22 protein-coding genes and 1 pseudogene are annotated in these 26076 nt (G+C 74.9%); 11 read left to right on the forward strand and 12 right to left on the reverse strand.

From position 1 onward, the window contains the following. Positions 1 to 5 precede the first annotated feature (5 nt). Both ACFWPI_RS01795 and ACFWPI_RS01800 read right to left on the reverse strand, forming a co-directional pair. Positions 6 to 470 carry a (2Fe-2S)-binding protein gene (locus tag ACFWPI_RS01795; protein WP_063350491.1) on the reverse strand — a complete coding sequence of 155 codons (465 nt, stop codon included), beginning with the start codon at positions 468 to 470 and terminating at the stop codon, positions 6 to 8. Between the two features lie 29 nt (positions 471 to 499). After that, positions 500 to 2863 (reverse strand): molybdopterin cofactor-binding domain-containing protein, encoded by a 2364-nt coding sequence (locus tag ACFWPI_RS01800; protein ID WP_380375343.1) that lies wholly within the window; start codon positions 2861 to 2863, stop codon positions 500 to 502. Between the two features lie 328 nt (positions 2864 to 3191). On the opposite strand from ACFWPI_RS01800, the gene ACFWPI_RS01805 reads away from it, so the two are divergent. The 4 genes from ACFWPI_RS01805 (at position 3192) to ACFWPI_RS01820 (ending at position 7795) form a co-directional block, all read left to right on the forward strand. Then, positions 3192 to 4580 carry an MFS transporter gene (locus ACFWPI_RS01805; protein WP_380375345.1) on the forward strand — a complete coding sequence of 463 codons (1389 nt, stop codon included), beginning with the start codon at positions 3192 to 3194 and terminating at the stop codon, positions 4578 to 4580. 46 nt (positions 4581 to 4626) lie between these two features. Beyond that, positions 4627 to 5361, forward strand: a complete 735-nt coding sequence (locus ACFWPI_RS01810; RefSeq protein WP_380375347.1) for a Mut7-C RNAse domain-containing protein — start codon at positions 4627 to 4629, stop codon at positions 5359 to 5361. Between the two features lie 128 nt (positions 5362 to 5489). Further along, positions 5490 to 5915 (forward strand): cupin domain-containing protein, encoded by a 426-nt coding sequence (locus ACFWPI_RS01815; RefSeq protein ID WP_380375348.1) that lies wholly within the window; start codon positions 5490 to 5492, stop codon positions 5913 to 5915. Beyond that, positions 5912 to 7795, forward strand: coding sequence for a CocE/NonD family hydrolase (locus ACFWPI_RS01820; protein WP_380341972.1), 1884 nt, complete (start codon positions 5912 to 5914; stop codon positions 7793 to 7795). Before ACFWPI_RS01815 ends, ACFWPI_RS01820 begins: the two co-directional genes overlap by 4 nt. Positions 7796 to 7864: 69 nt before the next feature. Here ACFWPI_RS01820 and ACFWPI_RS01825 read toward each other — a convergent pair whose 3' ends face one another. From ACFWPI_RS01825 to ACFWPI_RS01840, 4 genes are all read right to left on the reverse strand, one after another. Beyond that, the gene (locus ACFWPI_RS01825) at positions 7865 to 9082 is read right to left on the reverse strand and encodes a cytochrome P450 (RefSeq protein ID WP_380375350.1); all 1218 of its coding nucleotides are present in this window, start codon (positions 9080 to 9082) and stop codon (positions 7865 to 7867) included. Between the two features lie 123 nt (positions 9083 to 9205). Then, positions 9206 to 10573 carry an NAD(P)/FAD-dependent oxidoreductase gene (locus ACFWPI_RS01830; RefSeq protein ID WP_063350494.1) on the reverse strand — a complete coding sequence of 456 codons (1368 nt, stop codon included), beginning with the start codon at positions 10571 to 10573 and terminating at the stop codon, positions 9206 to 9208. Beyond that, positions 10563 to 10772, reverse strand: coding sequence for a ferredoxin (locus ACFWPI_RS01835; RefSeq protein ID WP_063350495.1), 210 nt, complete (start codon positions 10770 to 10772; stop codon positions 10563 to 10565). Before ACFWPI_RS01835 ends, ACFWPI_RS01830 begins: the two co-directional genes overlap by 11 nt. Positions 10773 to 10907: 135 nt before the next feature. Next, complete coding sequence (locus ACFWPI_RS01840; protein WP_380375351.1) at positions 10908 to 11726, reverse strand: hypothetical protein; 819 nt, start codon at positions 11724 to 11726, stop codon at positions 10908 to 10910. Positions 11727 to 11833: 107 nt separating this feature from the next. On the opposite strand from ACFWPI_RS01840, the gene ACFWPI_RS01845 reads away from it, so the two are divergent. After that, positions 11834 to 12334: an inorganic diphosphatase gene (locus ACFWPI_RS01845; protein WP_363374548.1), complete on the forward strand. Its 501-nt coding sequence runs from the start codon at positions 11834 to 11836 to the stop codon at positions 12332 to 12334. A gap of 50 nt (positions 12335 to 12384) precedes the next feature. On the opposite strand, the gene ACFWPI_RS01850 is transcribed toward ACFWPI_RS01845, so the two are convergent. Next, the gene (locus tag ACFWPI_RS01850) at positions 12385 to 13644 is read right to left on the reverse strand and encodes a pyroglutamyl peptidase (protein WP_380375352.1); all 1260 of its coding nucleotides are present in this window, start codon (positions 13642 to 13644) and stop codon (positions 12385 to 12387) included. Between the two features lie 208 nt (positions 13645 to 13852). Between ACFWPI_RS01850 and ACFWPI_RS01855 the strand changes: the two are divergent. Continuing rightward, positions 13853 to 14404: pseudogene (locus ACFWPI_RS01855) on the forward strand (TerD family protein); the annotation flags it as partial. A 691-nt stretch (positions 14405 to 15095) separates the two neighbouring features. Here the strand turns inward: ACFWPI_RS01855 and ACFWPI_RS01860 are convergent. Further along, positions 15096 to 15776 (reverse strand): TetR/AcrR family transcriptional regulator, encoded by a 681-nt coding sequence (locus tag ACFWPI_RS01860; protein ID WP_380370125.1) that lies wholly within the window; start codon positions 15774 to 15776, stop codon positions 15096 to 15098. Positions 15777 to 15923: 147 nt separating this feature from the next. On the opposite strand from ACFWPI_RS01860, the gene ACFWPI_RS01865 reads away from it, so the two are divergent. Continuing rightward, positions 15924 to 16961 carry an aldo/keto reductase gene (locus ACFWPI_RS01865; RefSeq protein ID WP_380370123.1) on the forward strand — a complete coding sequence of 346 codons (1038 nt, stop codon included), beginning with the start codon at positions 15924 to 15926 and terminating at the stop codon, positions 16959 to 16961. 50 nt (positions 16962 to 17011) lie between these two features. Continuing rightward, on the forward strand, positions 17012 to 17548 hold the full coding sequence (locus ACFWPI_RS01870) for a GNAT family N-acetyltransferase (RefSeq protein WP_380370120.1): 537 nt from the start codon (positions 17012 to 17014) through the stop codon (positions 17546 to 17548). Here the strand turns inward: ACFWPI_RS01870 and ACFWPI_RS01875 are convergent. After that, a complete protein-coding gene (locus ACFWPI_RS01875; protein ID WP_380370117.1) occupies positions 17545 to 19611 on the reverse strand; it encodes an MDR family MFS transporter in 2067 nt (688 codons plus the stop codon). The two genes, ACFWPI_RS01870 and ACFWPI_RS01875, sit on opposite strands and share 4 nt — an antisense overlap. A gap of 229 nt (positions 19612 to 19840) precedes the next feature. Between ACFWPI_RS01875 and ACFWPI_RS01880 the strand changes: the two genes are divergently transcribed. Beyond that, a complete protein-coding gene (locus tag ACFWPI_RS01880; RefSeq protein ID WP_380370115.1) occupies positions 19841 to 21310 on the forward strand; it encodes an MFS transporter in 1470 nt (489 codons plus the stop codon). A gap of 33 nt (positions 21311 to 21343) precedes the next feature. On the opposite strand, the gene ACFWPI_RS01885 is transcribed toward ACFWPI_RS01880, so the two are convergent. After that, positions 21344 to 22195, reverse strand: coding sequence for an ABC transporter permease (locus ACFWPI_RS01885; protein WP_380370112.1), 852 nt, complete (start codon positions 22193 to 22195; stop codon positions 21344 to 21346). After that, on the reverse strand, positions 22192 to 23103 hold the full coding sequence (locus ACFWPI_RS01890) for an ABC transporter ATP-binding protein (RefSeq protein ID WP_380370110.1): 912 nt from the start codon (positions 23101 to 23103) through the stop codon (positions 22192 to 22194). The genes ACFWPI_RS01885 and ACFWPI_RS01890 overlap by 4 nt, the downstream gene beginning before the upstream one ends. A gap of 132 nt (positions 23104 to 23235) precedes the next feature. Between ACFWPI_RS01890 and ACFWPI_RS01895 the strand changes: the two genes are divergently transcribed. Both ACFWPI_RS01895 and ACFWPI_RS01900 read left to right on the forward strand, forming a co-directional pair. Continuing rightward, a complete protein-coding gene (locus ACFWPI_RS01895; protein ID WP_380370108.1) occupies positions 23236 to 24432 on the forward strand; it encodes a sensor histidine kinase in 1197 nt (398 codons plus the stop codon). After that, on the forward strand, positions 24429 to 25139 hold the full coding sequence (locus ACFWPI_RS01900; RefSeq protein ID WP_380370105.1) for a response regulator: 711 nt from the start codon (positions 24429 to 24431) through the stop codon (positions 25137 to 25139). The genes ACFWPI_RS01895 and ACFWPI_RS01900 overlap by 4 nt, the downstream gene beginning before the upstream one ends. 11 nt (positions 25140 to 25150) lie before the next feature. Here ACFWPI_RS01900 and ACFWPI_RS01905 read toward each other — a convergent pair whose 3' ends face one another. Beyond that, positions 25151 to 25990 (reverse strand): SAM-dependent methyltransferase, encoded by an 840-nt coding sequence (locus ACFWPI_RS01905; protein ID WP_363589115.1) that lies wholly within the window; start codon positions 25988 to 25990, stop codon positions 25151 to 25153. Positions 25991 to 26076 lie beyond the last annotated feature (86 nt).

The following is a 26076-nucleotide window of genomic DNA, read 5'->3' on the forward strand; positions in this document are numbered from 1 at the left end:
TGCCGTCAGCCGGAGGACTGCCGGGCCGCCGCCTGCTTGATGGCCTCGCGGATGCGCGGGTAGCTGCCGCAGCGGCAGATGTTCTGGATCTGGTCGATGTCCGCGTCGGTCGGGTTCGGGGTGCGGCGCAGCAGGGCGACGGCGGTCATGATCTGGCCCGGCTGGCAGAAGCCGCACTGGGCGACGTCGCAGCCGAGCCAGGCCTCCTGGACGGGGTGCAGGGTGTCGCCGTCGGCCAGGCCCTCGATGGTGGTGACGCGGTGGCCCTCGCAGTCCTTGACGGAGCGGGTGCAGGGCTGGAACTCCTCGCCGTCCAGGTGGCTGGTGCAGGCGCGGCAGACGCCCACCCCGCAGCCGTACTTGGGGCCGGTGACGCCGAGCTTGTCGCGCAGCACCCAGAGCAGCGGCATGTCGTCCGGGGCCTCGACGGTGACGGGGTGCCCGTTGAGGACGAAGGTGTGGGTGGGCATGGGGTGGTGGAGTTCCTTGGCTGGGGGAGTCAGAAGTTGATCGGGAAGGAGCGCGGGCTGGTGCCGGTCGCGCGCGCGTAGGCGTTGGCGACCGCGGCGGAGGCCGCCGGGACGCCCAACTCGCCGGCGCCGCCGGGGGCTCCGCTCGGCGGCATGAGGTGGATCTCGACGACCGGCGGGGTGTGCCGCTGCCGGGCGTACCGGAAGTCGGCGTAACTGCCTTCGCGCACGGCCCCGTTGTCGATGTGGTTGCCGGCTTGCAGGATGACCGAGATGCCGTCGATCAGGGCGCCGGTCAGTTGGGCCTCCAGGCCCCGGGGGTTGATGACCCGGCCGACGTCGGCGGCGATCACGGCCTTGGTGACCCTGGGGTCGGCCGGGTCGGTGGCGTCCAGCTCGACGAGGTAGGCGGCGCACCCGCTGTTCTCGTCGTGGTAGCCGATGCCCTGGGCGTGGCCGGGGGGCATCGGGCGGCCCCAGCCGCCGGCCTTGGCGACGGTGTCGAGGACGGCCCGGCCGGCGGCGCTGCGCAGTCGGGCGCGGCGGAACGCGACGGCGTCCTGGCCCATCCGGCGGGCGAGTTCGTCCATCATGATCTCGTCGGCGACCCGGACGGTGCCGGAGTAGACCGACCGCCAGCTGCCGGTGTGCATGTCCAGCGGCACTTCGGCGAGCAGCTGGGTGGGGATGCCGACGTTGTACGGGTTCTTCTCGCTGAGCAGGAAGAAGACCTGGGCGAGGCTGAGCCCGGCGAGCGAGAGGTTGAAGCCGGCGGCGGTGAGCATCTCGCCGAGGCCGTGCCGGAAGTCGGTCTTGACGGTGGCGGCGCGGTGCTCGTAGCTGAGCACCTGGCCGAGCGCGTAGGTGGCCCGGATCCGGTGGTGGCTGGCCGGGCGCATCCGGCCGTGGCGCATGTCGTCGTTGCGCGTCCACATGAGTTTGACCGGTCGGCCCGCGGCCTTGGAGATCTGGGCGGCCTCCAGGGCGGCGTCGAAGAACAGGCGCCGGCCGAACGAGCCGCCGCCGCGCACCACGTGGACGGTCACGGCGTTCTGCGGGAGGCCGAGTTCGGCGGCGATGGCCTGCTGGGCGACGATCGGCGCCTGCGCGGCGAACCACAGCTCGGCCCGGTTCGGCCGCACGTCGGCGACGGCGGTCAGCACCTCCATCGGCGCGTGGTTGACGAAGGCGAAGTCGAATTCGCCGTCCACGTACTGGGTGAGCAGCGGGGGGATGAGGAACGGCGCGTGGGCGGCGCGCAGTTGGCCGCGGATGTCGGAGGTGGACAGGTTGGCGACCGGGCCCGGGTTCCAGGAGGTGCGCAGCGCGTCGCGGGCCTTGAGCGCCTGGTCGAAGGTCTCGGCGAGGACGGCGACGCCGCTGGGGATCCGGACCACGCCGAGCACGCCGGGCATGGCGCGGGCGGCGGAGGCGTCCAGGGTCCTGAGCGTGCCGTTGATGGTGGTCGGGCGGGCGACCACGGTGGGGACGGCGCCCGGGATCGCGAGGTCCCCGGCGTACTTGGCGCGGCCGGTGACGATGTCGCGGGCGTCGATCCGGCCGGTGGGCCGGCCGACCAGGCGCAACTGGTCGGCGCTCTTGGGGGAGCTGGACACGGCGGGGAGGGCGACGGCGGCGGCCTCGGCGGCGAGGTCGCCGTAGCCGGCGCGACGGCCGTCGGGGGCGAGGACGGCGGAGTCGGCGGTGCGCAGGGTGTCTGCCGGAACGTTCCAGCGCCGCGCTGCGGCGGTCACCAGCCGGGCGCGGGCGGCGGCGGCCGCGGCGCGCACCGGGTCGTACAGCGAGCGCACCGAGTTGGAGGCGCCGGTCAGCTGGTTGAAGAGCAGTTCGGGGCGGCCGTCGGAGAGCGGCACGTCCACGTCGCCGATCCGGGCGTCGAGTTCCTCGGCGACGAGCATCGCGATGGCCGTGGTGAGGCCCTGGCCGACCTCCAGCCGGGGCAGGTGCAGCACGGCGCGCCCGGCGGCGGTGAGTTCCAGGACGAGCAGGTGCGAGGTCGGCAGGCCGGCGATGATCAGCGCGTCGCCGAGGTCGAGGATGTCCGGGATGCCGGGCAGGCCGATCAACTGCGAGGGGGCGGCGGCGTCCTGGGCGGCCGCGGCGGCACGGACGGCGGCCCGCGCGGTGGCGGGCGCGGCGGCGTCGAGGCCGAGCCGGGCGCCGACGGTGAGGGTCGGGGCGGCCAGCAGGTAGGTGAGGAACCGACGGCGGCGGGTGCCGGCGCCGTCCCGTGCGGTGCCCGGGTGGCCGGTGTCGTCCGAGCGGGCGATGGAGGTGCTGATGGGAAGAGCCCTTCGAGCCGATGACGGCGGCGGATCGGGCGGGCACGGCGGCGCCGGGCCCGGTGCCGGATCGCGAATGCCGTTGAGCATAGGAGGGCGTTACTGACCGGTCAATACGGCAAAACTTGGCCCTTCGGCGGGGTCGGTGATGCCCGAAGGCCGCTGGACGAGGCGGATTCGGAGCGGGTACGGAGGGGGCGGCGGCGGTACGGCCGGGGCCGGTTCCGGGCCCGCGGGAGGAGCGATTCGCCGCCGTCGTACGGGGGTTCAGGGCTCGCCCGCCGGTGCGGTGGGGCCCGGAAGTGGACCAAGGAGTTCCGTGATCACTGGACCTTACCGCCGGTCCGCCTCCTGCCTAGGCTGGGCCGCGAACCGTTGCGAACACCCGGCGCGCGCGCCGCCCCCAGCCAGGAGACCCGTGTCGACCAGCAGCGCCCCGGCGCCCGCCCTCATCCCGCCCGCAGGGCCCCAACGGACCCTCGCCGCAGCCCAGTTGGCCAGCGCCGTCGGCGACGGCGCCTACTACACCTGCTCCGCGCTCTACTTCACCCACGTCGTCGGCATGTCGGCGACCGCCCTCGGCGCCGGCCTCGCCGTGGCCTGGGCGCTCGGCTCGCTGGCGGGCGTCCCGCTCGGCGCCCTCGCCGACCGCCGCGGCCCGCGCCGGACGGCCGTGGCGCTCGCCCTGGCCACGGCGGTGGTGGTCGCCGCCTTCCTGGTGATCCGCTCCTACGGGCCGTTCCTGGTCGCGGTCTGCCTCTACGCCACGACGCAGTCCGGGCTCACCGCCGCCCGGCAGGCGCTGGTCGCCACCCTGGTGCCGCCCGCCCAGCGCACCGGGCTGCTCGCCCACCTCCAGTCGACCCTCAACGGGGGGCTGGCCGTCGGCGCCGCCATCGGCGGCATCGCGCTCACCGTCGGCACCCGGGCCGCGTTCCTCTGCGCCTTCGTGGTGACGGCGCTCGGCTTCCTGGCCGGTGCGCTGATCCTGCTGCGGCTGCCCGAAGCCCCGCCCGCCCCGGCCCGGTCGGCCGCCGGGCCCCGGCTGGCCGTCCTGCGCGACCGCCGGTACGCCGCCGTCGCGCTGGTCAACACCGTGCTGCTGCTGCGGATGCCGCTGCTCAGCCTGGTCATCCCGCTCTGGATCGCCGACCGGGCGCCCGGGATCAGCTGGCTCGGCTCGGCCCTGTTCGTCCTCAACACCCTGGCCGTGCTGGGCTTCCAGGTCCGGGCGGCGCGCGGCGTCACCGGCCTGGGCCCGGCCGCGCGGGCCGTCCGCTCGGCCGGGGTGGTGCTGCTCGCCTCCTGCGCGGGTGTTCGGCCTGTCGGCCCTGGACGTCCCGGTGTGGGCGGTCGCCGCGCTGCTGGTGGCGGCCTCCGTCCTCCAGGTGATCGGCGAGATGCGGCAGTCGGCGGGCTCCTGGCAGATCAGCTTCGACCTCGCCCCGCCCGAGCGGATCGGCCAGTACCAGGGCTTCTTCGGCACCGGCGTGGCCGTCGCCCGCACCCTCGGGCCGCTGCTGCTGACCACCCTGCTGCTGGACGGCGGGCTCGCGGGCTGGCTCGTCCTGGGCGGCCTCTTCCTGGCGGCCGGGTACGCGATGGGGCCGGTCGTCCGCTGGGCCGAGCGGGACCGCGACCGGGGCCGCCCGACGCCGGTCGCCTCTGTCGTCGCGGTCCCGTAGCGGGCCCCCGCGCCGGCTTCCCCGCCGCCCCGGCGCCCTCCTCGCCGCCCCGCCCACCAGGCCCCGCCCCAGTCGCCCGCCGCCCCCACCGCGAGCCCGCCCGAGAATGCTCCGACGGCTGACCGGAAACCGGTGGCCCGGGCCGCCGCCCGCTGGCATGCTGGCCGCGTGGACCGACCCCAGATCTGGCTCGACTTCGCCCCCGAGCTGCACCTCTTCGTCTCCGGGCCCCGGCGGGCCGGCCGCTCGGCGCTGCGCACCGACGGCACCTCGACGCTCGGCCACGTCGTCGAGTCCCTGGGTGTCCCGCTCACCGAGGTCGGCACCCTGCTGGTGGACGGCCGGCCGGTGCCCGGGTCGTACGTGCCGCTCGACGAGGAACACGTCACCGTCCGGGCCGTGGACCGGCCGCAGCCCTCGCCCGCCCCGCCGCGCTTCCTGCTGGACGTCCACCTCGGCACCCTCACCCGCCGGCTGCGCCTGCTCGGCGTCGACGCCGCCTACGAGAACCCGGACATCGGCGACGCCGCGCTCGCCGCCCGCTCCGCCGCCGAGCAGCGCGTCCTGCTCTCGCGCGACCGGGGGCTGCTGCGCCGCCGCGAACTGTGGGCCGGCGCCTACGTCTACAGCCACCGCCCCAACGAGCAGCTGCGCGACGTGCTCTCCCGCTTCGCGCCCCCGCTCGATCCGTGGAGCCGCTGCACCACCTGCAACGGCACGCTGCGCGAGGCCGACAAGACCTCGGTGCGCGAGCAGCTGCGGGACGGCACCGAGCGCTCCTACGACGTCTTCGCCCAGTGCGTCGACTGCGGCCAGGCCTACTGGCGCGGCGCCCACCACGCCCGGCTGGACGCGATCGTCACCGACGCCCTCCGCGAGTTCGGCACGCCCGCCGAGGGCTGAGACCGGCGTGGGGCCGGCGCGGCGAACTACGGGACATCTCAGGGTGGCGGCCGGGCGCAGAGGCGTGTTCTCATCGGCGGTGGGGGACGAGACCAAGGTACTCCGTGACGCGAGAGAGGCCGGGTCGGATGAGCAGTCAGCCAGTGCAACAACCGTTCCAGACAGCGGACGTCGGTGACGTCGAGGTGGTGCGCGCACCGGACGGGGCCGCGGTGTTCCCGCTGCTGGTCCTGGACGGACAGGGGAGCCTCGCGGTGTTCGAGCTCGCCCCCGGGCAGGTGTCGCACGCGGTGTCGCACGCCACCGTGCAGGAGCTGTGGCAGGTCGTCGAGGGCGCCGGGGAGCTGTGGCGCCGCCAGGGCGGGCGGGAGGAGACCGTCCGGCTCGTGCCCGGGACGGCGGCCTCGATCCCGCTCGGCACGGCGTTCCAGTTCCGGGCCGACGAGGACGCCGACCGGCCGCTGCGGATCGCCGCCGTCACCATGCCGCCCTGGCCCGGCACCGACACCGAGGCCAGGCCCGAGGAAGGCCCCTGGAAGGCGACCTCCCGGTGAGCCGGGCAGGGGGGATCCTGCGCCGCCCGCTGGCGGCGCTCGTCGCGGCCGCGGCCGTGCTCGGAATCGCAGTGGCGCCCGCCGCGGCCGCCCCGGCCGCCGAGCCGCACCTCCAGTCGCGCTACGTCACGATGCCCGACGGCGTCCGCCTCGCCGTCGACGTCTGGCTGCCCGAGGGCACCACGGCCGGCGCGAACCTGCCCACCGTCCTGGTCACCCAGCGCTACTGGCGGGCCCGGGTCTACCCCGGCGCACCCGGCAACGGCGGCCGCAGCAGCGACGCCGACGGCTGGAACGCCCACGGCTACGCCTACGTGGTCGCCGACCTGCGCGGCACCGGCGCCTCCTTCGGCACCCTGAGCTCCGAACTCGGCGCCGACACCGTCGCCGACAGCGGCCCGCTCAGCGACTGGATCGCCGCCCAGCCCTGGTCCAACGGCCGGGTCGGCACCACCGGCGTCTCCTACGGCGGCGACACCGCGATGCTCGCCACCGCCCTCGGCAACCACCACATCACCGCCGCCGCCCCGATCTCCTACGACTTCGACCCGTACGAGGACCTGGTGCGCCCCGGCGGCCTGCTCATCGAGCCCCGGATCGCCCCGTACGCGCTGCTGCTACGCATCCTCGACCAGGCCGGCGGCACCACCTGCGACACCGACGAGCAGACCCGGCAGGTCTGCGCGGCCACCGGCCTGACCGGCGCCGTGCCCCGGCCGGTCGACGGCCCGGACGGACCGGCCCTGCTCGCCGCCGCGCGCGCCGAGCACGCGGGCAACGCCAACCTGGTCGACATGGCCGAGGCCGGCGTGTACCGCGACTACCAGGACGGCCCGAAGAGCTGGACGGTCGGCAGCGTCGGCGAGAAGGCCGACGCCGTCGAGGCCGGCGGCGTCCCCGTGCTCACCGACGCCGGCTGGCTCGACGCGGGCACCGCCAACGGCGTGCTCTCCCAGTTCACCGGCCTCTCCAACACCCAGGACGCCTGGATCGGCCCGTGGAGCCACGGCCAGGGCTACCTCGCCGACCCCTTCCAGCCCGCCCGCCACCTCACCGACCAGGAACGCGCCCAGATCGCCCAGCGGACGTTCGACTTCTTCGACCGCTACGTACGGGCCGACGGCCGCCCCGACGGCACCCGGCAACTGCACTACTACACCTTCAACGAGGGCGTCTGGCGCACCACCACCCGCTGGCCGCTGCCCGGCACCCGCCCGCAGCGGCTCTACCTCGGCGAGGACACCACGCTCAGCCGCCGGCGGCCCGAGCCGGACGACCGCCCCGGCGCCGACCTGCTGCGCCTCGACCCCACCGCCGGCACCGGCCCACTGGACCGCTGGAACACCAACCTCACCGGCAACCAGGTCAGTTACCCCGACCGGGCCGCCGTGGACGCCAAACTCCTCAGCTACACCACCCCGCCGCTGACCGGCGACACCCGGGTGACCGGCAACGGCCGCGTCACGCTCGACGTCACCGGCCTCGACGGCACCGCCCAGGGCGCCCTGCACGTCTACCTGGAGGACGTCGCCCCCGACGGCCGGGTCACCTACCTGACCGAGGGCCAACTCGCCCTCGCCGACCGGGCCGTGGCCGACCGGGACGACAACCCCGACTGGCGCCGGCTGCGCACGCCCCGCAGCTACGCGGCCACCGACGCGGCGCCCTTCCCGCAGGGCCGGGCCCGGCAGGTCACCATCGACCTGCAACCCGTCGCGGTGCTCTTCCGGGCCGGCGAGCGGATCCGGCTCACCGTCGCCGCCGCCAACCCGGACTCCTTCCAACTGCTCCCGGCCGACGGCCGGGCGAGCTACCGGATCGGGCACGGCGGAGCCGACCCGTCCTTCCTGGAGCTGCCGGTGGTGCGCAGCACCCCGTAGGCCCGGTCCGGCCGTCGCCGAACGCGCCCGGGCCCGGGAGGCCGACGCCGCCTCCCGGGCCCGGGCTGCTCAGTCCCTGACCCCGGAGAGCGCGAGCGGCAGGTGCCGGGGCCCGCGCAGGACGGGGCTGCGCCGGTACTCGGGCGGGTCCTGGAGCAGCCGGGGGCCGTCCAGGCGGTGGATGAGCGCGGTGAGCGCGAGCTGCGCCTCGACCCTGGCGAGCGGTGCGCCGAAGCAGCTGTGCACGCCGCTGCCGAAGCCGAGGTGCTGGTTGTCCGGGCGGGTCGGGTCGAAGCGGTCGGGCTCCTGGAACCGGAGAGGGTCCCGGTTGGCGGCGGCGAGCACCAGGATCAGCGGCGCGCCCTTGGGGACGGTGACCCCGGCGACCTCGATGTCGGTGAGCGCGGTGCGCTGCGGCAACAGTTGGACCGGGGGTTCGTAGCGCAGCAGCTCCTCCACCGCGCGCGGCATCAACTCCGGCTTGTCGCGCAGCAGTTCCAGGCTCTCGGGGTGGCGCAGCAGGGTGAGCGCGCCGTTGGTGATCAGGTTGACGGTCGTCTCGTGCCCGGCGATGAGCAGCAGGACCGCGGTGGCCATCAGTTCCGTCTGGGTGAAGCCGCCCGACGGGCCGGGGTCGTTGACGAAGGCGGAGAGCAGGTCGTCGGACGGCTTGCCCCGGCGGCTCTCGGCGAGCTCGCCGAGGTACAGCCCCATCTCCATCCGGGCCTGCGTGGCCGCCTGCTGGCGCTCGGACGGATCGCTGTCGGGAGTGGGGTCGAAGCCCGCGATCAGCGTCTCGGACCAGGCGTGGAACCGCGGCTCGTCCTCGCGCGGCACGCCGAGCAGTCGGCAGATGACGGTGACCGGCAGCGGGTAGGCGAAGTCCTCGACCAGGTCGATCCGGTCGCGGCCCCGGAGGCCGTCGACCAGTTCCCCGGTGATCCGCGCGATCTCGTCGTGCATGGCGTCGACCCGGTCGGGCGCGTGGGGCGGGCCGAAGGGCCGCATGGCGATGGTGCGCAGCCGTTCGTGCTCGGGGTCGTCCCGGCCGATGAAGGCGACCGGGACGCTGCCCTGCAGCTCGTCCGGGACGGTGCGGTTGCGGCGGTCCGAGCTGATCCTCGGGTCGTGCAGCAGCGCGGCGACCTCGTGGTAGGTGCCGACCAGGTAGCTGCCGTCGTCCTGGCGGGCCACGCCGTGGTCGCGGAGCTCGGCGTACAGGGGGTAGGGGTCGGCGCGGTTGGCGTAGTCGGTGATCCGGCGGAACAGGGTGTCGGCGGCGGCCATGCGCGGTGGCTCCTCGGGGGGTGGCGGCGGTGGTGGTCCTCGACGGGCGGCGGCGGTGGTGGTGGTCCTCGACGGGCGGCGGGGCCCGGTGGGCGTGCGCCCGTCGAGCGGTGGCGGGTGGGCTCAGCCGCCCCAGCGCCGCAGGGTCAGCCGCCGGTCGGGCAGGTGGCCGGTGAGGGCGACGGTCGGGCCGTGCGAGAGCACCTTCGGGTCGGGCACGTCGGAGGGGACCGGGATGCGGGAGGCGGGCGGCTCGACGCCGTCCCAGTCGGGCGGGAACGGCGCGGCGGCCTCGATCAGTCGCTGGTAGTGCTCCAGCCACTTGGCCCGGTTCACGCTGACGGCGGCCGTGATCCGGCCCCGGTACCCGTAGACCGCGACGAGCCGGCGCTCCTCGACCGAGCCCTGGGCGAGGACCACGTGGTCGGAGAAGGTGGGCACGCCGACGGACTTGATGTTGAGCCCGAACTGGCTGGACCAGAAGGACGGCACGCTCAGGTGCGGCCGCCGTTGCGGCCCCGGGCTGACCATGTTGTGCGCCGCCACCTCGGCCTGCGCGACCGCGTTGCCCCAGTGTTCGAGGGAGAGCAGCTGGTACTCGAAGAGGGGGTGCGGGAAGCGGGCGACGTCGCCCGCGACGAAGACGTCGTCGGTGACGATCCCGTACATGTTGAAGGCGCGGCAGCCCGCGTCGCAGGCCACCCCGCGCGGACCGGCGGCGAGACCCGACTCGGCCAGCCATTCGGTGTTGCGGACGGCGCCCAGGGCGACCACGGCGACGTCCGCCTCGATCCGGCTGCCGTCGGAGAGCTCGGCGCCGGTGAGCCGGCCGGCGCGGCCGGTCAGCGCGGAGACGGTCACCCCGCAGCGCAGGTCGACCCCGTGGGCGAGCTGGACCTTGGCCGCGAGGGCACCGAAGGCCCCGCCGAGGGCCCCGACCAGCGGGGCGGGGCCGCGCTCGGCGACGGTCACCGCCAGGCCGCGCTCCCGGCAGGCGGAGGCGATCTCGGAGCCGGTGAACCCGGCGCCGATCACCAGCACCCGCTTCGGGCCGGCGTCCAGCCGCTCGGCCAGGCCGGCCGCGTCCTCGGCGGTGCGCAGGGTGAACACCCCGTCGAGTGCGGCCTGCTCGGCCTTCGGCCAGGGCCTGGCCCGGGTGCCGGTGGCGATCAGCAGCCGGTCGAAGGGCAGCTGCTCGCCGTTCGCGAGCAGGACCTGCTTGCCGTCCCCGTCCACACCGGTGGCGCGGACGCCGAGCTTCCACTGCGCGTCCACCTCGCGGCGCCGCGGCAGCGCGGTCTCCTCGGCGCGCACCCGTCCGAGCAGCACCTGCTTGGACAGGGGCGGCCGGTCGTACGGGGGGAGGCGTTCCTCGCCGACCACGGTCAGCTCTCCGGTGAAGCCCTCGTCCCGTAGCGTCTCGGCGGCGCGCAGACCGGCCAGCGAGGCGCCGACGATGACGATCCGGCCGTTCTTGAGGTCATCGGACATCGGACCGGTCCTCCTCCTCGACCAGGATGGCCTGCACCGGGCAGGCCGCGACGGCCCGCCGGACGCGGTCACGCTGGTCCTCGGGGGCCTGCGGGGTGTAGAGCAGGGCCTCCTCCCCGTGCAGCTCGAACACTCGGGGAGCGAGGAACGCGCACTGCGCGTAGCCCTGGCAGCGGTTGAGGTCGACGACGATCTTCACGGTCTCTCCTCCCGGGCACGTCTGTGTCCGTCCTACCGCCGCCGGAGCGGCCGCGCGCCCGGTGCTGCTCCGTGGGAGCGGTCGCGGAGAGTGGCCGTCGAGGAACGCCGGGGGCCCCGGGACCAGCCCGGCGCGCTAGTTCGGCGACTCCAGCCCGAGGGTCCAGCGGTGGGTGGTGTAGCCGCCCATCCGGGTCGGGTGGCGCTCCACGAGCGTCACGGCCAGGCCGTCGGCCGTACGGCGCAGCGTGCCGGTGAACCGGTGCAGGTCGTCGCCGGACAGCGGGAGCAGCTCGGCGAGCACGGTGGCGTCGAGGTCGCGCCCGACGGCGCGCAGCACCCCCGCGTCCAGCACCAGGACGGTGCCGTCGGCCAGCACCACCGGCGCGGGGGCCTGCGGGTCGGCGAGCAGCGGGCCGCTCTCGATGCCCCCGCCGGGCAGCAGCCGCACCACCCGGCTCCCGGTCGGCCGGCGGCGGTCGGTCTCGACGACGCGCAGGCCGTCGCCGACCACGTAGTGGCCGTAGCTGCGCCAGGAGTCGACCAGGGTGGCGTCCCGGTCGTAGGCCCAGGTGTCGAAGGTGCCGTAGCCCTCCAGGCCGAGCACGAAGCGGCCGCCGCCCAGGGCCGTGCCGCGCTCGCCGCGCAGTTCGGCGACCAGGGCGCCGTCGTCGAGGTCCAGCAGCAGGGCCGGGCCGAGGTGGCCCCAGGCGGTGTACTCGAAGGAGTCGGTGGTGACCAGCGCCCGGCCGCCGGAGAGGTGGGCCGCGTTCGGGCGCCCCGCGCAGGGGCGGCGCCAGCGGACCAGGCCTTCGGCGTCGACACAGCTGATCTCGCCGTTCCGGCCGTACAGCGCCAGGTCGCCGCGGCGGGCCAGCGGCCCCTCCGGGCGCCCCTGGGGCCGCCCGCCGCTGCGCCGGTGGTGGTCCTGGACGGTGACACGCCAACTCCCCATGATCCGGATGCTAACGGACCCCGCCGGGCCGCGGAGGGCGTTTGCGGAGGGTGCCCGGACGGCCGGGACGGCGGACAATCTCCCCAGACGCAGAGGAGGAGGCCGCGGTGGAGTTCGAGGTGTTGATCGAGACCCCGCAGGGGTCGCGGAACAAGTACGTGATGGACTTCGCGGCGGGCCGGATCCGCCTCGACCGCACCCTGTTCACCGCCACCCGCTACCCCGTGGACTACGGCTACGTCGAGGGCACCCTCGGCGGCGACGCGGAGCCGCTGGACGCGCTGGTGCTCGGCGGCGAACCGGCCGTGCCGGGGTGCGTGATCACCTGCCGGGCGGTCGGCATGTGGGTGATGCGGGACGAACGCGGGCCGGACCAGAAGGTGCTGTGCGTCCCCGCCCACGACCCGCGCTACGGCGACCTGCGGGACATCGGCGACCTGCGCGAGTTCGACCTGCTGGAGATCACCCATTTCTTCCAGGTCTACAAGGACCTGGAGCGCGGCAAGTCGGTCGAGGGCTCGCACTGGGCGGACCGGGAGGCCGCGTACGCGCAGATCGCCGAGTCCCGGGCGCGCGCGGCGGGGACGCGCTTCGCCCGGCCGGTGTAGCCGGCCCGCCGCGCGGGCCCGGGGCTCGGAACCGGGCGTGGCGCCGGGGCTCAGAACCGGGCGTGGCGCAGGATCTCGCGGACCTGGTCGGCGATGGCGGCCTCGTTCTGCTCGAACTCCGGGGCGGTGAGGCGGTCCTGTTGGGCGGGCAGGCCGGTGAGGACGGGGGTGTGCAGGTGGCCGCCGGGGAGGTCGGGGGCTAGGTCGAGGCGCAGGCGGTTGGAGCGGTAGGCGACCTCGTTGGAGAGGTATCCGCCGCCGCCACCGGCGACAGCGCGGGAGCCGGGGGTGGGGCCGTCCGCGCGGTCGACGGGGTCGACGCCGCCCTCGGGGATCTCGGTGACGGTGGTGTTGAGGCGGACGGGGTAGGGCTGCTGGACGGCCGTCATGGCGTCGGTGGGCAGGGTGGTGCGGATGAACTCCGGGCCGTCGTCCAGGCCCGGGGCGGTGACCGGGTGCTGCCGGGTGCCGCCGGAGAGGGTGCCGGTGTTGTCGGTGGCGGGATCGGCGGAGCGGGCCCGCCCGGCCCAGGCCTCCAGGGTGAACAGGCCCGGGTAGCCCTGGCTGATGCTGGTGATCAGGTCGGCGGCCTGCGGGCCGGGGGAGAGGTGCGGGCCGAAGGCGCGCTCGACGACGCCGTCGTCGAAGTCGCCGTAGCGGACCGGCAGCAGGACGGCCCGGACTTCGGCCGGGCTGCCGTCGGCGAGGGTGATCCGCCGCCCGTGCAGTTGCAGGACGGCGGCGCCGGAGGGGTTGGCGCGGCGCGGCTCGGTGTCGAGGCCGTACGGGTCGAAGCCGCTGACGAAGATCCGCCGGACACCGGGGGCGGCGGTGAAGCCGTCGTCGAGGCCTCGGGAGGCGTCCTCGAAGCGGCCCCGCAGGTCGGCCGGGTCGACGTCGAACCCGGGTTGCCAGCGGGCCAGTTGGACGGTCATGGCGAGCCTGGTCCAGTACAGCGGACGGTCGTCGCGGGCGGGGAGTTCGCCGCTGGGCCGCCGGCCCTGGGCCCGGTCCACCCCGGCCTGCCAGAGTGCCCGGCCCCAGGCGCCCGCCACCCGCTCCGCCTGCCGGGCGTTCCGGGCGGCGCACAGGGCGGCGGGGAAGCCCCGGAGCAGGTCGCGCAGGCCGGAGCGCTCGGTGAAGGCGGTCGTCCGCTGGTCCTGGAGCCGGGCCTGTTCGGTGTCCACCGGGGCGGTGGCGACGACCGGGCAGGCCGCCGGGCCGGCCTGGGCGGCGGCCGGGGTGAGCAGGGCGGCGAGCGTGCCGCTGAGGGCGGCGGCCAGGGTGGCGGCGCGACGAAGGCGTGTCATGTTACCTGACAATAGGTCGGGAGCCGACACCCCGCCAGGGCGCCCCGCCCGAGCGCCCCGGCCGGCAAGACCGCGCCGCGGGCCCGTGGCCTGCTGGAACGTCCCGTCCAGCACTGACGGGAAGTCGGGAACCGGCGCGAGCTCTACAGCGTTGTCGTGGTCGAACAGTGGAAACAGCGGTCATTCGAACGGTGGCGGAGGAAGTGTCATGAGTGTGGCCCTGACGAAGGGCGGCAACGTCTCCCTGGGCAAGCAGGCCCCCGGGCTGCGGGTCGTACGGGTCGGCCTCGGCTGGACGGCCGGCGCCGGGTACGACCTGGACGCCAGCGCCCTGCTCTGCGACGCCTCCGGGAAGGTCGTCTCGGACCAGCACTTCGTCTTCTTCAACAACCTGCAGAGCCCGGACGGTTCGGTCCGCCACCAGGGCGGCGCCGGTGGCGGCGACGACCAGGAGCAGATCGACGTCCGGCTCGCGGACGTCCCGGCCGGGGTGGAGAAGATCGTCTTCGCGGTCGCGGTCTACGACGCGGTGCAGCGGCGCCAGAGCTTCGGCCAGGTCCGCGGCGCGTACATCCGGCTCACCGACCCGGACGGCGGCGCCGAGGCGGCCCGCTACGACGTGGCGGCCGAGGCCGGCAGCGAGACGGCGATGGTGTTCGGCGAGCTCTACCGGCACGGCGCGGACTGGAAGTTCCGGGCCGTCGGGCAGGGGTACGCGTCGGGGCTCGCGGGTATCGCCGCCGACTTCGGGGTGGACGTCCTGCAACCGGCGCCCGCCGCGCCCGTGCCGGCTCCGGTCGTGCCCGCCGCGCCGGCCATGGCGCCCGCCGTGCCCGCCGTGGCGCCCGCTGCCCCGATGACCCAGCCAGGACCAGGGAGTTCCCCCGTGACGTGTTTCTTCGACCCCTCGCACGGCCTCGGCTCGACGGCGGTGCTGTGGTCGCCGCAGTGGGGCGTGCCGCGCCAGATCGAGACCTGCGCCGCCTGCGCCCAGCGGGTGCAGACCACCGTGCCGCCGTTCTACACCCCGCAACAGGGCTACCCGCAGCCGGTCCAGCAGGGCTATCCGCAGCCGGTCCAGGGCCAGCCCGCTCAGGGCCAGCCGGGCCAGGGCGGTCGCCGCTTCGGCACCGGCGCGCTGATCGGCGCGGGCGCGGCCGGCCTGGTCGGCGGCGCGCTGCTCAACGAGGCGTTCAGCGACGACACGCCCGAGGTGGTCGTGAACAACTACTACGAGGGCGACGACGACAGCTTCTTCTAGGCCGTTCCCCAGGGTGCCCCTGGACCGCCAGCCTTCCCGCCGGCCCGCCCCGTGGGCGAAACGCCCCGGCCGCGGGGGTGGCCGCCCGGAGAAGCAGCCCAACCGCCCCGGCCCCCCCCCCCCCCCCGCCCCCCCCGCGGCGGCCGCGCTGTTCCCCGCCGGGGGCGCCCGGCGGTGTTCCCGGACGTTCTCAGACGCCCTCCTGCCGGTGCGCCCCCGCCCGGGCGGCCGCCTCGGCGGCGGCCGCGGCGCGGTCGGCGGCGGCCTCGTCGAGCGGCTCGGCGGTGGTGAGCATCCGGTAGTAGAGCGGCGCGGAGACGGCCCGGACCACCTCGAACGCGTCGGTGTCCGGCGGGAGTTCGCCGCGTTCGACGGCCTCGGTGACGCACGGCGCCCACTCCTCGACCCGGCGCAGGTAGAAGTGCCGGAGCGCCTCGGCGGTGCCCGGGTCGCAGGTGGCGGCCACGATCACCGCGCGGAACAGAGCCCCCTGCCGGGGGTCGGCCAGCGTGTGCTGGACCAGCCGGGCGTTGGCCCGCAGGTCCTCGGCGAGGGAGCCGCTGCGGGTGCGCGGCAGTGACTGCTCGGCCATGTCCGCGAGCAGGTCGGCGACCAGCGCGCTGGTGGTGCCCCAGCGCCGGTAGACGGTGGTCCGGCCTACCTCGGCCCGCTGGGCGACGTCGCCGAGGTCGAGCCCGCTGAAGCCGTGCTCGACCAGGGCGTCCTCGGCGGCCCGCAGGACGGCGGCGCGGACCCGGGCGGTGCGGCCGCCGGGGCGCCGCGTCCCGGGCGTGGGGTTCTCCGGGGCGTCCGGGGCGTCCGGGGTCTCTGGAGCGTCCGGGGCGTCCGGCGCGGAGGGCTCGGCAGTCATTAACGGGATTCCTGTTCCATTAGGTCGATGCGCCCTGCTAAGGTCGAACCATCCTAACGGAATGGGAGTCCCGTTAAGGGCTTCGAGGGGAGAACTGCCATGGAAGCCAGCACGACAACCAGCACGACAACCAGCACGACAACCGCCATGGAATACCGCCGACTCGGCTCGTCCGGCCTCAAGGTCCCCGCGCTCAGCCTCGGCACCGGCACCTTCGGTGGCCGTGGACCGCTGTTCGGCGCCTGGGGCACCACCGACGTCCAGGAGGCCCGCCGCCTGCTCGACATCGCCATCGACGCCGGAGTCACCCTCTTCGACACCGCCGACGTCTACTCCGACGGCGCCTCCGAAGAGGTCCTCGGCCAGGCCATCCGCGGCCGCCGCGACCAGGTGCTCGTCTCCACCAAGGCCGGCCTGCCGACCGGCGACGGCCCGCAGGACGCCGGCACCTCCCGGGCCCGCCTCACCAGGGCCGTGGACGACGCGCTGCGCCGCCTCGACACCGACTACCTCGACCTCTTCCAGCTGCACGCCTACGACGCCGGCACCCCGATCGAGGAGGTGCTGGCCACCCTCGACGACCTCGTCCGGGCCGGCAAGATCCGCTACACCGGCGTCTCCAACTTCTCCGGCTGGCAGCTGATGAAGTCCCTCGCCGTCGCCGAGCGCTACGGCCGCCCCCGCTACGCCGCCCACCAGGTCTACTACTCGCTGGTCGGCCGCGACTACGAGTGGGAGCTGATGCCGCTCGCCCAGGAGGAGGGCGTCGGCGCCCTGGTGTGGAGCCCGCTCGGCTGGGGCCGCCTCACCGGCCGGATCCGGCGCGGCCGGCCGCTCCCGGCCGACAGCCGGCTGCACGACACCGCCGACTACGGCCCGCCGGTCGAGGACGAACTGCTGTACCGGGTGGTCGACGCGCTCGACGGGATCGCCGCCGAGACCGGCCGCACCGTCCCGCAGATCGCCATCAACTGGCTGCTGCGCCGCCCGACCGTCTCCTCGGTCATCATCGGCGCCCGCAACGAGGAGCAGCTGCGGCAGAACCTCGGCGCGGTCGGCTGGTCGCTGACCGACGAGCAGGTCGCCCGGCTGGACGCGGCCAGCGCCCGCACCGCGCCGTACCCGTACTTCCCCTACCGTCGGCAGGAGGCCTTCGCCCGCCTCAACCCGCCGCTCGTGGGCTGAACCGGGTAATCCGCTTGCCGTGCCGCCCGGCCTGCGGCAAGGTCCGCACCATGTCCGAACTGCACGAACCCGAACTGCACGAACCGGAACCGCGCGAACCCGACCTGCGCCGGCTCGGCTCCGACGACTGGGCGCTCTGGCGCGAGCTGCGCCTGGCCGCGCTGACCGAGGCACCGTACGCCTTCGGCTCCACCCTGGCGGACTGGCAGGGCGCCGGCGACCACGAGGCCCGCTGGCGCTCCCGCCTGGAGATCCCCGGCGCCCTCGACCTGGTCGCGGTGCTGGACGGCCGCCCGGTCGCGATGGCCAGTGGCGTCCCGGCCGACGAGGGCGGGGCGGCCGCCGAGCTGATCTCCCTGTGGGTCGGCCCGGCGGCGCGCGGCCGGGGCGTGGGGGACCGGCTGATCGGCGCGATCGCCCGCTGGGCCGCCGAGCAGGGGTTCACCACCCTCAAGCTGGCGGTGAACCCCGACAACGACGCGGCCATCGCCCTCTACCTCCGCAACGGCTTCGCCGAGACCGACGAGCTCGGCGACCTGATGGCCGACGGCGTGCGGCGCGAACTGATCCTGGCGAGGAAGCCCTAGGTTCGCGCCGCGGCCTTCGAACGGGCGTGGGCCGGAAGGCCGTTGGCGAGGTCTTCGACCATCAGGCGCCAGGCGATGGCGGTCGCCGCGGTGCGCAGCTGGGGGCTGCGCGGGCGGCCGGCGTCGGCGTCCAGCCGGGCGTTGAGCCAGTCCGACCAGGCCTGGGCGAGGACGCGGACCTCCTGGGAGCCGGCCTCGGTGGGGGAGAGCCGGTCGCCGTCGCGGGTGAGGTAGCCCTCGGCGGCCATCCGGTCGAAGACCGGCTCCAGGACCTCGGGCGGCACCCGCTTGCGGGCGGCGATGAGGTCCAGGGAGGCCTGGCCGACGGCCTTGGTGTGGCCGGCGACCTCCATCAGCGCCCAGGCCCCGGCCAGGTCGACCCGGGTGTCGGCGTCGTCGACGATCGAGCGGACGGTGTCGAGGTCCACGCCGCGCACGAGCTTGCCGACGGCGTACTCCAGGTGCGGGTCGGAGTCGCTGGTGGTCGGCTGGGCGAAGCCCTCGCCCATGTCGGTGGAGCCGGCCCGGGCGGTGTCCCGCAGCTGCACCTGCTTGAGGAAGAGCGCGACCACGAACCCGACCAGGGCGACCGGCACCGTCCACAGGAACACGGTGTGCAGGGCGTCGGAGTAGGCCTGGATGATCGGGGCCGCCTGCGCGGCGGGCAGCCGGTGCAGGCCCTGCGGGCTCTCGGCGGCCCGGGTGAGCAGTGCCGGGTCCGCGCCGGTGAGGTGGGCCGAGGAGGCCACGCCCCGGGCGAGTTCGCTCTTGAGGCTGTTGGCGTAGATGGTGCCGAACACGGCGGTGCCGAAGGAGCTGCCGATGGTGCGGAAGAAGGTCACCCCGGAGGTGGCGGTGCCGAGGTCCGCGTAGTCGACGGTGTTCTGCACGGCGATGGTGAGCACCTGCATGCTCAGCCCGATGCCGACGCCGAGCACGAACATGTAGAGGGAGGCGAGCGCGGTGCCCGTGCCGGGTTCGAGCCGGGAGAGCAGGTAGAGGCCGACGGCCATCACCAGGGTGCCGACGATCGGGAACACCCGGTACCGGCCGGTCTTGCTGACGGCGTTGCCGCTGGCGATCGAGGCGAGCAGCAGCCCGATCACCATCGGCAGCGTCCGCACGCCGGAGACGGTCGCCGAGTCGCCGTCGACGTACTGCAGGAAGGTCGGCAGGAAGGTCAGCGCGCCGAGCATCGCGAAGCCGACGATGAAGCTGAGTACCGAGCAGACCGCGAACACCGGGTTCCGGAACAGCCGCATCGGCAGCATCGGTTCGACGGCCCTGCTCTCCACCCAGCAGAACAGCCCGAGGGCGACGGCGCCGCCGGCGAACAGGGCGATGATCACCCCGGAGCCCCAGGCGTACTCGTTGCCGCCCCAACTGGTCGCCAGGATCAGGGCGCTGGCGCCGATCGCGACGAGTGCGATCCCCAGGTAGTCGATCACCGGGCGCACCGCCGAGCGCACCGAGGGGATGGTCCGGGCGGCCGCGATCACCACCAGGATCGCGATCGGCACGTTGACGTAGAACGCCCAGCGCCAGGACAGGTGGTCGGTGAACAGCCCGCCCAGCAGCGGCCCGATCACCGTCGCCACGCCGAACACCGCGCCGATCGCGCCCTGGTACTTGCCGCGCTCGCGCAGCGGGATGACGTCCGCGATCAGTGCCATGGCCGTCACCATCAGGCCGCCCGCGCCGATGCCCTGGAGCGCCCGCCAGGCGATCAGCAGCGTCATGTTGGTCGCCAGGCCGCAGAGGAACGAGCCGGTGATGAAGACGACCGCCGAGACCTGGAAGAGCAGCTTGCGTCCGTACAGGTCGCCGAACTTGCCGGCCAGCACGGTGGCCACCGTCTCGGCCAGCAGGTAGGCCGTCACCACCCACGACATGTGCGCGGCCCCGCCGAGGTCCGCGACGATGGTGGGCAGCGCGGTGCCGACGATGGTCTGGTCGAGCGCGGCCAGCAGCATGCCGAGCACGATGGTGCCGAAGACGACGTTGCGCTGCCGGACGTCCAGCACCGGCGGGGCGGTCGGCGGGGTTTCGGTGGCGGCGTTCATGTCCTCAGCCTCCGGGGCGCCGGGAGAGGCCGCGATCGGGTTCGGCCGTCCGGGTGAGCGGCGGCGCGGGCGGCGCAGCCCGGCTGGCGGCTCCGGGGCCGCGCCGTCCACGATGGCCGTTCGGAGGGGGGCACGCGTGGCGGGCGGGCAGCCGGACCGGGAAGACCGGTCGACGGCCGGTCGCCGGACGCGAAGCCAGACGACCGCCGGACGCCCGGAAGGTGCTCCCATGACGGCCCAACCCCCGTGCAGCACACCGGAACAGCGGCCCGGCGCTTCCGCCGCGAGCCGGCGGGCCGAGGCGCGGCGCTGGCGGGCGCTGACGGTCTGCCTGGTCGCGGGGTTCATGACGCTGCTGGACGTCAGCATCGTCAACGTCGCCCTGCCGACCGTGCGGGCCGGGCTGCACATGTCCGACAGCGGCCTGCAGTGGGTGCTCAGCGGCTACGCGCTCGCCTTCGGCCTGGTGCTGGTCCCGTCCGGGAGGCTCGGCGACGCCCGCAGCCGCCGGGCCGTCTTCCTCACCGGGCTCGCCCTGTTCACCGCGGCCAGCGCGCTGGCCGGGGCGGCGCAGAACCAGGAGTGGCTGGTGCTGGCCCGGCTGTTCCAGGGCGCGGCCGGCGGGGTGCTGGTGCCGCAGGTCTCCGGCTTCATCCAGGTCCTGTTCCAGGGCGCCGAGCGCGGCCGGGCCTTCGGCGCGCTCGGCGCCACCATCGGTCTGTCCACCGCCGTCGGCCCGCTGCTGGGCGGCCTGCTGATCCACCTGTTCGGCCCGCAGAACGGCTGGCGCTGGGTGTTCCTGGTCAACCTGCCGATCGGCGTGGCCGCCCTGCCCATCGCCTACCGGCTGCTCCCGCCGCCCCCGCCGGCGGCCTCGCGGGCCGGGCACCGGGACTTCGACCCGGTCGGGGTGCTGCTGCTCGGTGCCGGGACGGTCGCGCTGCTGCTGCCGTTCGTCCAGGCGCAGCAGTGGCACGGCTCGACGCGCTGGTTGCTGCTGCCGCTGGCGGCGGTGCTGCTGGGGGCCTTCGTGGGCTGGGAGCGGTACTACGCGCGGGGCCGGGAGCCGCTGGTGAGCATGGCGCTGTTCGCGGTGCGCCCGTACGCGGCGGGGGTGGCGCTGTCGCTGGTGTACTTCGCCGGGTTCACCGCGATCTTCTTCATCTTCACGCTCTACCTCCAAGCGGGCCTGCACTACTCGGCGCTGACGGCGGGCCTGGCGATCACGCCGTTCGCGCTGGGCTCGGGCGTGTCCGCGGCGATCGGTGGACGGCTGGTGCACCGGCTGGGCCGCCGGTTGGTGCTGCTCGGCCTGGTGCTGGTCCTGGCCGGCCTGCTGGCCTCGGCCCTGGCGGTGCAGCTGTGGACGGGGTCGGCGATCGGCTGGGCGACGGTGCTGCCGCTGCTGGTCGCCGGGGTGGGCAGCGGGCTGGTGATCGCGCCGAACCAGACCCTGACCCTCCAGCAGGTGCCGATCGCCCGGGCGGGCAGCGCCGGCGGCGTCATGCAGACCGCCCAGCGGGTCGGCTCGGCGGTCGGCATCGCCATCGTCGGCTCGGTCTTCTTCGCCCACGCCCAGGGCCCGCGCCCGGACTGGGCGCTGGCCTTCCAACTGGGCGTGACGGTCGCGGCGGGCCTGGTCCTGGCGGCGCTGCTGGTGGCTCTGGCGGATGTGGCGGCAGGCCGCCGCGACGGGTGAGCAGCGTTTCCGGCGCCGCCGCCGGACGGCGGGTCAGTGGTCGCGGCGCTGGACGGCGACCGCGGCGACCACCACCGAGGCGAGCGCCCAGAGCGCGAACGTGGCCCAGGAGCCGGCGACGGTGGCCGGGTGCGCGGAGGGCAGCGAGTGGGTCAGGTCGACCTGGGCCAGCCGGCGCCAGGCCTGGAGCGGCATGGCGTGCAGGAGGTCGGCCGACCAGCGGTAGCGCTCGTTGAAGAACGCCGGCAGGAAGAACAGCACCAGGACGGTGCCCACCACGGCTCCGGCGGTGTGCCGGATCAGCGCGCCGAGGGCGAATCCGGCGAGGGCGCAGACCGGGGCGAACAGGGCGGCGGCCGCGACGAAGCGCAGCGCGGTCGGGTCGGTGGCGGACACGCCGATGTGGGTGTCGGCGAGGACCGCCTGGCAGGCGCCGAAGGAGACGCCCGCGGTGACGGCGCCGTAGCCGAGCATGACCGCGGTCAGTACGCAGGCCTTGGCGGCGATCACGGCCCGGCGGTCCGGGACGGCCACCAGCGTGGTGCGGATCAGCCCGCTCGCGTACTCGCCGACCAGGACGAGCGCGCCGACGCTGCCCGCGACGATCATCACGACGTCGGCGGCGATCATGGTGAAGGAGTTGCCGAGCGCGACCTGCAGCATGGTCGCCGGATCGCCGTCGCCGACGGTGTAGTGGTCGTAGGTGTACCGGGCCGCCTTGAGGTTGGCGGCGATGATGAACAGGGCGCTCAGGCCCAGCACCCAGACGGTCGAACGCAGGGACCAGAACTTGATCCACTCGGCGGCGAGCAGGTCGCCGAAGCGGGCGCGTGGCCGGGGAAGGGGCCGGGGAAGGGGGCGGGGGGTGGTGGTCGCGGTGCTCATCGGGGCTCTCCGGCCAGGTAGTCGACGCTGTCGGCGGTCAGTTCCATGAACGCCTCCTCCAGGGAGGCGGTGCGGGTGGTCAGGGCGTGCAGCAACAGGCGCTGCTCCAGGGCGAGTTCGCCGATCCGGGTGGCGTCCAGGCCGGTCACGGCGAGCGCGCCGTCCGGGCCCGGGCGGACGGTGGCGCCCGCCGCGGTCAACACGGCCGCCAGCCGGTCGGGTTCGGCCGCCCGGACGGTGACGCCGGTGCGGCCGGCCCGGGCGGAGAACTCCGCCAGGCTCTCGTCGGCGATCAGCCGGCCCCGGCCGATCACCACCAGGCGGTCGGCGGTGTGCTCCATCTCGGCCATCAGGTGGCTGGAGACGAAGACCGTCCGCCCTTCGGCTGCGAGGCGGCGGAACAGGCCGCGCACCCACAGCACGCCCTCCGGGTCGAGGCCGTTGAGCGGCTCGTCGAAGAGGAGGACGGGCGGGTCGCCGAGCAGCGCGCCGGCGATGCCCAGGCGCTGCTTCATCCCCAGCGAGTAACCGCGGATCCGGCGCCCGGCGGCCTTGGTGAGCCCGACCTCGTGCAGCACCTCCTCGACCCGCGCGGCCGGGATCGCGTTGGCGCGGGCCAGCGCCCGCAGCTGGGCCGCGCCGCTGCGCCCGCCGTGGACGTCGCCCGCGTCGAGCAGGGCGCCGACGTCGCGCAGGCCGCGCGGCCGAGACCGGAACGGGCGGCCGTCGATGGTGGCGGTGCCGCCGGTCGGGTCGTTGAGGCCGAGGATCAGCCGCAGGGTGGTGGACTTGCCCGCGCCGTTGGGGCCCAGGAAGCCGGTCACATGGCCGGGCCGGACGGTGAAGGTGAGGCGTTCGACGGCGGTGGTGCGGCCGTAGCGCTTGGTCAGCTCGGTGACTTCGATCATGGGCTCAACGGTGCCGGGCGGGGCCGGGCCGCCGCATCGGACCGGCGCTGACACCGCGCGCCCCGGCTGTCACCCCCGGTCGTACAACCACGGTCCGATGACGGCGCCTCGGGCCGCCGATACGATCTTCGTATGCTTGCGACGCCCTCTCCGCCCCTGTTCCGGCGCGTTCCGCCCGAGGTCTGGGTCGGACTCGCCTGGTGCGTGGCCGCTGCGTACCCCGCCGTCCTGCTCGGCGGCAACGCCCGGTACCACGGCGGGGCCGCCGCCCACGGCGGCCTGTCCTTCACCCTGGCCACCACGGTGGTGGCCTTCGCCGGTGCCGCGTTGGTGCGCCGCCTTCCGGTGCTCGCGGTCGCCCTGCTGTTCGTCGCCGCCTTCACGGAGACCGACGGCTGGGCCGCCGACACCCAGGTGCCGCCGGCCTCCCTGCTGGCCGTGGACGTCGCGCTCTGCCTGATCACCGCCACCCGGCCGCGCCGCAGCTCGCGGGCCGCGTTCGCGCTGGTGATGAGCCTGCTCGTGCTGCACATCGGCCTGGTGCACGGCAACACCGTCGGCATCTTCACCGGCACCCACATCGGCTCCGCCGACGGCGCCGCGCTGCTCGCCCTGGTCGCCTGGCTGATCGGCCGCTCGATGCGGCAGAACCGCGAGCACGCCCGGGCGTTGAGCACCCGGGCGGCCACCGAGGCCGTCACCGCCGAACGGCTGCGGATCGCCCGCGAGATGCACGACACCGTCGCCCACACCATCGGCATCGTCGCCCTCCAGGCCGGCGCCGCCCGCCGGGTCATCGACACCCGCCCCGAACGGGCCAAGCAGGCGCTCGGCGAGATCGAGAACGCCGGCCGGGACACCCTGGCCGGGCTGCGCCGGATGCTCGTCGCGCTGCGCCAGGCCGACGGCGAGACGTCGGCGACCACCCCCCAGGGCCTGGCCGACCTCGACCGGCTGGCCGCCGCGACCACGGCCGCCGGCGTCCGGGTCGAGGTCCGGCGGCGGGGTGAACAGGGCCCGCTGCCACCGGAGATCGACCTCTCGGCGTTCCGCGTCATCCAGGAGTCCGTCACCAACGTGGTGCGGCACGCGGACACCCGCTCCTGCGAGGTCCTGGTCGACCGCCGCACGGCGGGCGAGGTGGCCGTGGAGATCACCGACCGGGGCACGGGCACCGGCACCGACCCGGGCCGGGGCACCGGCTTCGGCCTGGCCGGGCTGCGCGAGCGGGTCGGCCTGCTGGACGGCGAGTTCGAGGCCGGTCCGCGCCCCGAGGGCGGCTTCCGGGTCGCCGTCCGACTGCCGATCCCCGTGGAGGTGAATGCATGACCCGCGTCCTGCTGGTCGACGACCAGCCGCTGGTCCGGGCCGCGCTGGAGATGGTCATCACCGAGACCGCCGACGTCGAGGTGGTCGGCGAGGCCGGCACCGGCGCCGAGGCCGTCCGGCTGGCCGGTGAACTGCGGCCCGACGTCGTCGTGATGGACCTGCGGATGCCCGGCATGGACGGCATCGAGGCGACCCGCCTGATCACCGGTGGTGGTGGGCCGACCAGGGTCGTCGTGCTCACCACCTTCGACGACGACGACCACGTGTACGCGGCGTTGCGCGCCGGGGCGTCCGGCTTCCTGGTCAAGGACATGGCGCTGGACGACATCCTCGCCGCCGTCCGGGTGGTGGCCGCCGGGGACGCCCTGATCGCACCGAGCGTCACCCGCCGGCTGATCTCCTCCTTCGCGGACCAGCGGCCGGCCCCGGGCCCGGCGGCCGCCGCGTCACCGGCCGTTGCACCGGCGCCGGTCGCCGGGCCGACAGCGGCCGCCCGGCGGCTGGGCGCGATCACCGACCGGGAGCGGGAGATCCTCACCCTGGTCGGCCGGGGCCTGTCCAACACCGAGATCGCCGCCGAACTGGTCCTCAGCATCGCCACCGTGAAGACCTACATGACCCGGCTGCTGGCCAAGCTCGACGCCCGCGACCGGGTCCACCTCGTCATCCTGGCCTACGAGGCGGGCCTGGTCGCCGTCCCCGGCTGACGTCGGCGGGCTCAGCGCTTGATCGCCACGCCCGCGTACATCGCGATGTCCTGGTCGCGGATCGGCGCGGCCCCGGCGTCCGGGCGCCAGTGGTGGACCAGGGTGACGCCGGGGTCGAGGAGGTCGTAGCCGTCGAAGAAGGCCGCGGTCTCCTTCTGGTCGCGGATCTGCAGCGGGATGCCGCGCGCGTTGTACTCCCGGCCGACGCCGCCCACGCCCACCGGGTCGGTGTCCCCGGTGAACACGGTCAGGGCGAGGAAGCTGCCGGGCGCCAGGGCGTCCATGAAGCGGCGCACGATGCCCTGCGGGTCGTCCTCGTCGAGCACGAAGTGGACGATGGCGATCAGCGACAGCGCCACCGGCTGGGAGAAGTCGAGGACCTCGCGCAGCCGGGGGTTCTGGATGATCGACTCCGGGTCGCGGAAGTCGGCGTCCACGTAACAGGTGCGGCCCTGCGACGTGCTGGACATCAGGGCCCGCGCGTGGGTGAGCACGATCGGGTCGTTGTCGACGTAGGCGACCCGCGCGTCCGGGGCGATCGACTGGGCGATCTCGTGGACGTTGGGCGAGGTGGGGATGCCGGTGCCGATGTCCAGGAACTGCCGGACGCCGTACTCCTCGGTGAGGTGGCGGACGGCGCGCTGCATGAAGTCGCGGGTGGTGCGCATGGAGATCGGCAGCGACGGCCAGGCCTGCACCGAGGCGTGCGCGGCGACGCGGTCCGCCTCGAAGTTGGTCTTGCCGCCGATGAGGTAGTCGTAGACCCGCGCCGAGTGCGGTACGTCCATCCGCAGATCCACCGACGGGTACTCCTCCTGCGGACCGCGCCCTGCCCGGACCTCGTTCGACATGCTCGTCCTCCCGTTGCTGGGGTTCCGTCACCGGCCGCCCTGGTGGCGGGCCTTGGTGCGCATGGTAACGGTGTTCCGGGACGACA

The sequence above is a fragment of the Kitasatospora sp. NPDC058492 genome (assembly GCF_042720685.1).
Taxonomy (GTDB): Bacteria; Actinomycetota; Actinomycetes; order Streptomycetales; family Streptomycetaceae; genus Kitasatospora.

Coding starts and splice junctions, on each gene's coding strand:
- ACFWPI_RS01885 (WP_380370112.1), bottom strand. CDS start 22,195: ATGAGCACCGCGACCACCACCCCCCGCCCCCTTCCCCGGCCCCTTCCC.
- ACFWPI_RS01840 (WP_380375351.1), bottom strand. CDS start 11,726: ATGGGGAGTTGGCGTGTCACCGTCCAGGACCACCACCGGCGCAGCGGC.
- ACFWPI_RS01900 (WP_380370105.1), top strand. CDS start 24,429: ATGACCCGCGTCCTGCTGGTCGACGACCAGCCGCTGGTCCGGGCCGCG.
- ACFWPI_RS01890 (WP_380370110.1), bottom strand. CDS start 23,103: ATGATCGAAGTCACCGAGCTGACCAAGCGCTACGGCCGCACCACCGCC.
- ACFWPI_RS01825 (WP_380375350.1), bottom strand. CDS start 9,082: ATGGCCGCCGCCGACACCCTGTTCCGCCGGATCACCGACTACGCCAAC.
- ACFWPI_RS01880 (WP_380370115.1), top strand. CDS start 19,841: ATGACGGCCCAACCCCCGTGCAGCACACCGGAACAGCGGCCCGGCGCT.
- ACFWPI_RS01795 (WP_063350491.1), bottom strand. CDS start 470: ATGCCCACCCACACCTTCGTCCTCAACGGGCACCCCGTCACCGTCGAG.
- ACFWPI_RS01870 (WP_380370120.1), top strand. CDS start 17,012: ATGTCCGAACTGCACGAACCCGAACTGCACGAACCGGAACCGCGCGAA.
- ACFWPI_RS01860 (WP_380370125.1), bottom strand. CDS start 15,776: ATGACTGCCGAGCCCTCCGCGCCGGACGCCCCGGACGCTCCAGAGACC.
- ACFWPI_RS01800 (WP_380375343.1), bottom strand. CDS start 2,863: ATGCTCAACGGCATTCGCGATCCGGCACCGGGCCCGGCGCCGCCGTGC.
- ACFWPI_RS01895 (WP_380370108.1), top strand. CDS start 23,236: ATGCTTGCGACGCCCTCTCCGCCCCTGTTCCGGCGCGTTCCGCCCGAG.
- ACFWPI_RS01830 (WP_063350494.1), bottom strand. CDS start 10,573: ATGTCCGATGACCTCAAGAACGGCCGGATCGTCATCGTCGGCGCCTCG.
- ACFWPI_RS01875 (WP_380370117.1), bottom strand. CDS start 19,611: ATGAACGCCGCCACCGAAACCCCGCCGACCGCCCCGCCGGTGCTGGAC.
- ACFWPI_RS01865 (WP_380370123.1), top strand. CDS start 15,924: ATGGAATACCGCCGACTCGGCTCGTCCGGCCTCAAGGTCCCCGCGCTC.
- ACFWPI_RS01815 (WP_380375348.1), top strand. CDS start 5,490: ATGAGCAGTCAGCCAGTGCAACAACCGTTCCAGACAGCGGACGTCGGT.
- ACFWPI_RS01905 (WP_363589115.1), bottom strand. CDS start 25,990: ATGTCGAACGAGGTCCGGGCAGGGCGCGGTCCGCAGGAGGAGTACCCG.
- ACFWPI_RS01850 (WP_380375352.1), bottom strand. CDS start 13,644: ATGACACGCCTTCGTCGCGCCGCCACCCTGGCCGCCGCCCTCAGCGGC.